The sequence below is a fragment of the Nocardioides sp. genome, assembly GCF_036374615.1.
GTDB lineage: Bacteria > Actinomycetota > Actinomycetes > Propionibacteriales > Nocardioidaceae > Nocardioides.
In genome coordinates this window covers 1-5,921 of the sequence record NZ_DASUTK010000013.1, presented here as the reverse complement: position 1 = coordinate 5,921, position 5,921 = coordinate 1, and the positions used below count along the sequence as shown (strand labels likewise).

The 5,921-nt window shown below is 69.3% G+C and carries 5 protein-coding genes; 3 read left to right on the top strand and 2 right to left on the bottom strand.

The annotated features are described in order from the left end of the window. Positions 1–134: 134 nt before the first annotated feature. Positions 135–1,859 carry an alkaline phosphatase D family protein gene (locus VFZ39_RS00605; RefSeq protein ID WP_330863775.1) on the bottom strand — a complete coding sequence of 575 codons (1,725 nt, stop codon included), beginning with the start codon at positions 1,857–1,859 and terminating at the stop codon, positions 135–137. Positions 1,860–1,959: 100 nt separating this feature from the next. Between VFZ39_RS00605 and VFZ39_RS00600 the strand changes: the two genes are divergently transcribed. Next, positions 1,960–3,486 (top strand): helix-turn-helix domain-containing protein, encoded by a 1,527-nt coding sequence (locus VFZ39_RS00600; protein WP_330863774.1) that lies wholly within the window; start codon positions 1,960–1,962, stop codon positions 3,484–3,486. Positions 3,487–3,532: 46 nt separating this feature from the next. Here the strand turns inward: VFZ39_RS00600 and VFZ39_RS00595 are convergent, their stop codons facing one another. Further along, positions 3,533–3,793 (bottom strand): zf-TFIIB domain-containing protein, encoded by a 261-nt coding sequence (locus VFZ39_RS00595; protein ID WP_330863773.1) that lies wholly within the window; start codon positions 3,791–3,793, stop codon positions 3,533–3,535. Positions 3,794–3,891: 98 nt separating this feature from the next. Here VFZ39_RS00595 and VFZ39_RS00590 point away from each other — a divergent pair, with 98 nt between their 5' ends. Continuing rightward, positions 3,892–4,683, top strand: coding sequence for a glycerophosphodiester phosphodiesterase (locus VFZ39_RS00590; RefSeq protein WP_330863772.1), 792 nt, complete (start codon positions 3,892–3,894; stop codon positions 4,681–4,683). A gap of 17 nt (positions 4,684–4,700) precedes the next feature. Continuing rightward, the coding region (locus tag VFZ39_RS00585; protein ID WP_330863771.1) for an MFS transporter at positions 4,701–5,921 on the top strand (1,221 nt) is incomplete at its 3' end.

Sequence of the window (5,921 nt, the reverse complement as noted above, 5' to 3'; positions counted from 1 at the left end):
ACCGCCGACGACGACCAGCGCTCCGAACCTCTGTCTCACGACCTGCTGTGCCCCCGGTGCGGTCACGCGATGCACACGTTCCTGGCCTGCTCCGACACCTGCGATTGCTCGCCCGGGGTGATGCCGGGTGGGTATCAGGCGCTGGCCGGTTGACCGTCCGGCCGGCGGGTCGCTGAGCCGGGCACGTCGACCACCGCGACCTCCCGCAACGTCGGGTCGTCCGGGGCTCGACCACTGACGTCACCGGCCACCCAGCGGATCCGGAGGCCGCCCCCCGGCTGAACGTCGAGCAGTGCGAGGTTGTTGTCGTACCAGGGGCCGCGGTCGACCTTCCAGCCGAGCGGTGACCGCGGGACCTTCGCCGACCTGGCCAGCCGCTGCACGGTCCGGCCGACCCGGCGGTTCGTCGCCCAGGTCGTCAGGTGCTCCATGACCCGCGGCAACGGATTCCGGATCGGCGAGCAGGTCGCCTGGAGGATCCGTCCGTCGATCTCGGTGTCTGTGACGTCCGGGTCCGGCCAGGCCGACGCCACGTAGCTGTGGTGCACGTCGCCCGAGAGGAAGACCACGGACTGCGGTGCGCGACCGCGCCCACCGGAGGCGACCTCCAGGGTCAGCTGCGCCACGTCACGGAAACCCTGCTGGAACGCCGCCCAGTGCTCCATGTCCATGCCTTGCCGCATCCGCTCGCCGGCCCGCGCTGCCAGCCGGCCCCAGGCGCCGCTGCACACGCCCTCGTTGAAGGCTTCGACGAAGTGCAGGCCGGGCGCGAGCAGGAAGGGGAGGGAGGTCCCGATCAGGACGTGGTCGAAGCCGCCCTGTAGCTGGTCGTCGAACCACGCCATCTCGCCCGGGTCGAGGATCGACCGGTCCTCCGGCTGCAGCACGCGTGCAGCCCGCGAGTCCACGACGACGAGGCGTGCCTGGTCGCCGAAGTCGCGGGCGTGGCTCCACCGGTAGCTGGCCGGGTCGCGGTCGGCGCGCTCGGCCAGGGCGTCGAGCGCCTCGGTCACGTCGAGCTCGTCCTCCTGGTCATGGGCCGCTATCTGCTGCCACAGCTCGTCCTGCGCGCGCTCGGCCGATGACAGATTGCCCAGGTGCTGGTACACCCAGTAGGACCCCAGACCGGAGACGATCCGCAGCCGCCACCAGGACGTGTCCTCCATTTCCCGGCGCCAGGTCCAGCTGGTGTTCCAGTCATCGCGGATGTCGTGGTCGTCGAAGATCATTGCGGACGGCACCGTGGACAGCAGCCACCGGTTCGCGGGCTCGCTCCACGCGAGGTTGTACAGGTGCGCGTACTCCTCGAAGTCCCGGAGCTCCTCGCCCGGCGGCACGTCGAGACTGCGGCGGGACGCGATGAACTCCTTCATCTCGTCACTGGTCTCGTCGGCGTAGACCTGGTCACCGAGGAAGAGCACCAGGTCCGGCCACTCCTCTCCCCCGCCGCGTGCCAGGTCGAGGGCGAACGCGCGCAGTGCGTCGACGCCGAACGCCCGGTTGCCGTCCTCGTCGTGCGGAACGCTGACCCTGCACGACCCGAAGGCCAGTCGCAGCGGCTGGTCGGAGTCGAGCGTCGCGATCACCGGATCGGGGTACGGCGTCCCGGGTTCCGGCCACACCTGCTCCCCGTCCACGCTCACGCGGTAGGGGGTCCGGGTCCCCTCCCCCAGTCCGGTCACCTCGACCACGGCATAGTGGTGCCCGTGGGCAGCGAACGTCCGAGCCGTGGCCACCTGGTCGCCGGCGCTGACCGAGACCTCGGCAGCGCGGGCGGTCTCCACCCAGATCGTCGCCGAGTCGGTGTCGACGTACCTGAGCAACGGCCCGAGCACCAGGCGATCCATGGTCCCACCCATGTCCGTCATCCAAGCACTCATCCCGGCCCCGGGAGCGCGCTGGGGCACGACACCTCGCCGGAAGGTGGCGCTATCTCATATCTGAGATACCGTGGTCGGCATGACTGAGGACTACAAGGGCCGGATCGGCAACCTCATCCGCGACGCGCGCAAGCACCGCGGGCTGACGCAGCAACAGCTCGCCGAGCGGCTCTCGACCAGCCAGAGCGCCATCAACCGGATCGAGAAGGGCCACCAGAACATGTCCCTGGAGATGCTGGCGCGGATCGGGTCGGCGCTGGACTCCGAGATCGTTGCCCTCGGCGCCGGTCCGACGCACCTGCGGGTCACCGGCCCGACCACGCTGTCCGGCAGCATCGCGGTCAAGACGTCCAAGAACGCCGGCGTCGCGCTGTTGTGCGCCTCGCTCCTCAACCGCGGCCGCACCACGCTGCGGAAGGTGGCCCGGATCGAGGAGGTCAACCGGCTCCTCGAGGTGCTGACCAGCCTGGGCGTCCAGACCCGCTGGCTCAACGACGACAACGACCTCGAGATCATCCCGCCGGCCACGCTCGACCTCGCCAACATCGACGAGGAGGCAGCCCGGCGGACCCGGTCGGTGATCATGTTCCTCGGGCCGCTGCTCCACCGCGCCGAGGTGTTCCAGCTCCCGTACGCCGGCGGGTGCAACCTCGGCACCCGCACCGTCGAGCCGCACATGGCCGCGTTGCGCCCCTTCGGCCTCGAGGTGAAGGCCACCGAGGGCAGCTACCACGCGCAGGTCGACAACGCGGTGACACCCGGCCGGGCGATCGTGCTCACCGAGCGCGGCGACACGGTCACGGAGAACGCGCTGATGGCCGCCGCACTCCACCCCGGCACCACGATCATCCGCAACGCGTCGTCCAACTACATGGTCCAGGACCTCTGCTTCTTCCTGCAGCGGCTCGGCGTCGACGTCCAGGGCATCGGCACCACCACCCTGACGGTCACCGGCCGCGACATGATCGACCTCGACGTCGACTACGCGCCCAGCGAGGACCCGATCGAAGCCATGTCGTTGCTGGCGGCCGCGATCGTCACCAGCTCCTCGATCACGATCGAGCGGGTGCCGATCGAGTTCCTCGAGATCGAGCTCGCGCTCCTCGAGGAGATGGGTCTGCAGTACTCCCGCTCCGAGGAGTACGTCGCCCGCAACGGTCACACCCGGCTGGTCGACATCACCACCCACCCCAGCGTGTTGCACGCGCCGCTGGACAAGGTCCACCCGATGCCGTTCCCCGGCCTCAACATCGACAACCTGCCGTTCTTCGCGGTGATCGCCGCGGTCGCGCAGGGGCAGACGTTGATCCACGACTGGGTCTACGAGAACCGGGCGATCTACCTGACCGATCTCAACAAGCTCGGCGGCAAGGTCACGCTGCTCGACCCGCACCGGGTCATGGTCGAGGGTCCGAGCAGCTTCTCGGGCACCGAGATGATGTGCCCTCCCGCCCTGCGCCCGGCCGTGGTGCTGCTGCTCGCGATGCTCGCCGCCAAGGGCACCTCGGTGCTGCGCTCGACGTACGTGATCCATCGCGGCTACGAGGACCTCGCCGAGCGTCTCAACCTGCTCGGCGCCAACATCGAGACGTTCCGCGACATCTGACCCTCGCCGTACACCTTGACCCGTGCCCGTGCCGGTGGTTGAGGGATCAGCGGAAGAGGGTCTCCACCCAGGCGCGGGCCGGCTTCTTGGGCGCGGGGGGCGCCGTCATGTCGGGGGTGATCCTCGGCAGCGGGGCGGTGTGCTGACCGGCATTGCGGTGCCAGTCCGTCTCGGCCTCGATCAGGTTCCCCAGCTCGGCGCGCTCCAAGAACACGCCGTGGCCCTGCGGGCACTGGCTCACCCGGCCGGTCCCGAGGGTCCGGATCTCCATCTCCGAGTCGCAGCGAGGGCAGGTCAACGCGTCCATGTCGCGACCGTACTCCCCCGGCGGTCGACGGCGTCCGGGGCTCGCGGAGCCCGACCGAAAGCCGGACCTGAGGCGTCGCCAGGATGGATACTGCGCGCGTGACCGCACCCCGCACCGGCTATCCGTACCTCGACGAGGCAGGGTCGCCGCTGGCGTTCGCGCACCGCGGCGGCGCCCTGCATCCGGACCTGCCGGGCCTCGAGAACACCATGGCCGCGTTCCGTCACGCCGTCTCGCTCGGCTACCGCTACCTCGAGACCGACGTCCACGCCACGGTCGACGGGATCCTGCTCGCCTTCCACGACGACGTGCTCGACCGGATGACCGACGGCAACGGTGCCCTGGGCGCACTCACCCACGAGGAGATCGGTGCGTACCGGATCGGTGGCAGCGAGGGCATCCCGACCCTGGCCCAGCTCTTCGACGAGTTCCCCGAGGTGCGCTTCAACATCGACATCAAGTCCGAGGCCGCCGTACCGCTTCTGGCGAGGTTCCTGGAGGAGCGTGACGCTCACGAGCGGGTACTGGTCGGCTCCTTCTCCCCCCGCCGACTTCGTCAGTTCCGCACGCTCACCGGAGGCCGGGTGGCGACCTCGGCGCACCCGCTGGAGGTGTTGGCATTCCGGTTCCTGCCGTCGGCGCGTCTCGCCGACCTCGTCAGCCGCGGCCGGCCCGCCGCGCTCCAGATCCCCTACCGACATCGTGGATTCACCGTCACGACGGCCGGGCTCGTGCGCCGTGCCCATGCCGCAGGTAAGCACGTGCACTCATGGACCATCGACGACCCGGCCGAGATGATCCTCCTGCTCGACCGCGGTGTCGACGGTCTGATGACCGACCGCACCGACATACTCAGGGACGTGCTCACGCAGCGCGGCCAGTGGACCTAGACAGTGAAGGTGCAGCCATGAGTGCTTCCGGAGTCGCCGACCTCGGCCCGCTCAACCGGTCCCGTGAGCAGAAGGCCTGGTACTGGTACGACTGGGCCAACAGTGCGTTCGCGACCACCGTCGCCGGCGTTCTCTTCGGCCCCTACCTGATCGCGATCGCGGAGGAAGCCGCGGTCAACGACGAGGTCTCGGTCTTCGGCTTCGGGGTCGACCCCGGCGCGCTGCCGGCGTTCGTCATCACCACCTCGACGATCATCTCCGCGGTGCTTCTCCCGCTGCTCGGCGCCGTGGCGGACCGGACCGAGCGCAAGAAGGACCTGCTGGCCGGCTTCGCGTGGGTCGGGGCGTTCTTCGCGGCACTGCTCTTCTTCATGACCGGAGACAACTGGCAGCTCGGGGCGCTCACGTTCATCGCCGCCAACCTGTGCTTCGCGGCGGCGGCCGTCTTCAACGACGCGATCCTGCCCCTCATCTCGACCGAGGCCGAGCGCGATCGAGTCTCCTCGCGCGGCTGGGCCTTCGGCTACGCCGGCGGCGGGTTGCTGCTCGCGCTGAACTTCGTGGTGGTCAGCTTCTACGAGACGTTCGGCATCACCGAGGGGATGGCGGTGCGGCTGAGCCTGCTGTCCGCGGCGGTGTGGTGGGCCGGCTTCACCCTGATCCCGTTCCGCGGTCTGAGGAACCACCCGCCGGCGGCCGTCGCACACGTCGAGGGCGGGTTGTTCGCGCGGTCCTTCGGGCAGCTGTGGGCGACGCTGAAGGACATGCGCAACTACCCCGTCGCGCTGACCTTCCTACTCGCCTACCTGTTCTTCAACGACGGCATCCAGACGGTCATCAGCCAGGCCTCGGTGTACGGCGTGGAGGAGCTCGACTTCGCCACCGGAACCGTCCTCGCGACCTACCTCCTGGTCCAGTTCGTCGCGATCTTCGGTGCGCTCGGATTCGGACGGGCGGCCGAGCGGTTCGGCACCAAGAACACGATTCTCGCTGGACTGGTGGGGTGGATGGGGATCGTGACGGCAGCGCTGTTCGTGCCGGAGCGCGCGCTGGTTCCGTTCCTGCTGCTCGGCGTGGCGATCGGGATAGTCCTCGGGGGCACACAGGCGCTGGCCCGGTCCTACTTCTCGCTGTTCATCCCGCGCGGGAAGGAGGCGGAGTACTTCAGCTTCTACCACGCCATGGACCGCGGGACGTCGTGGTTCGGCACCCTGGTCTTCGGCATCGTCTACACCGCC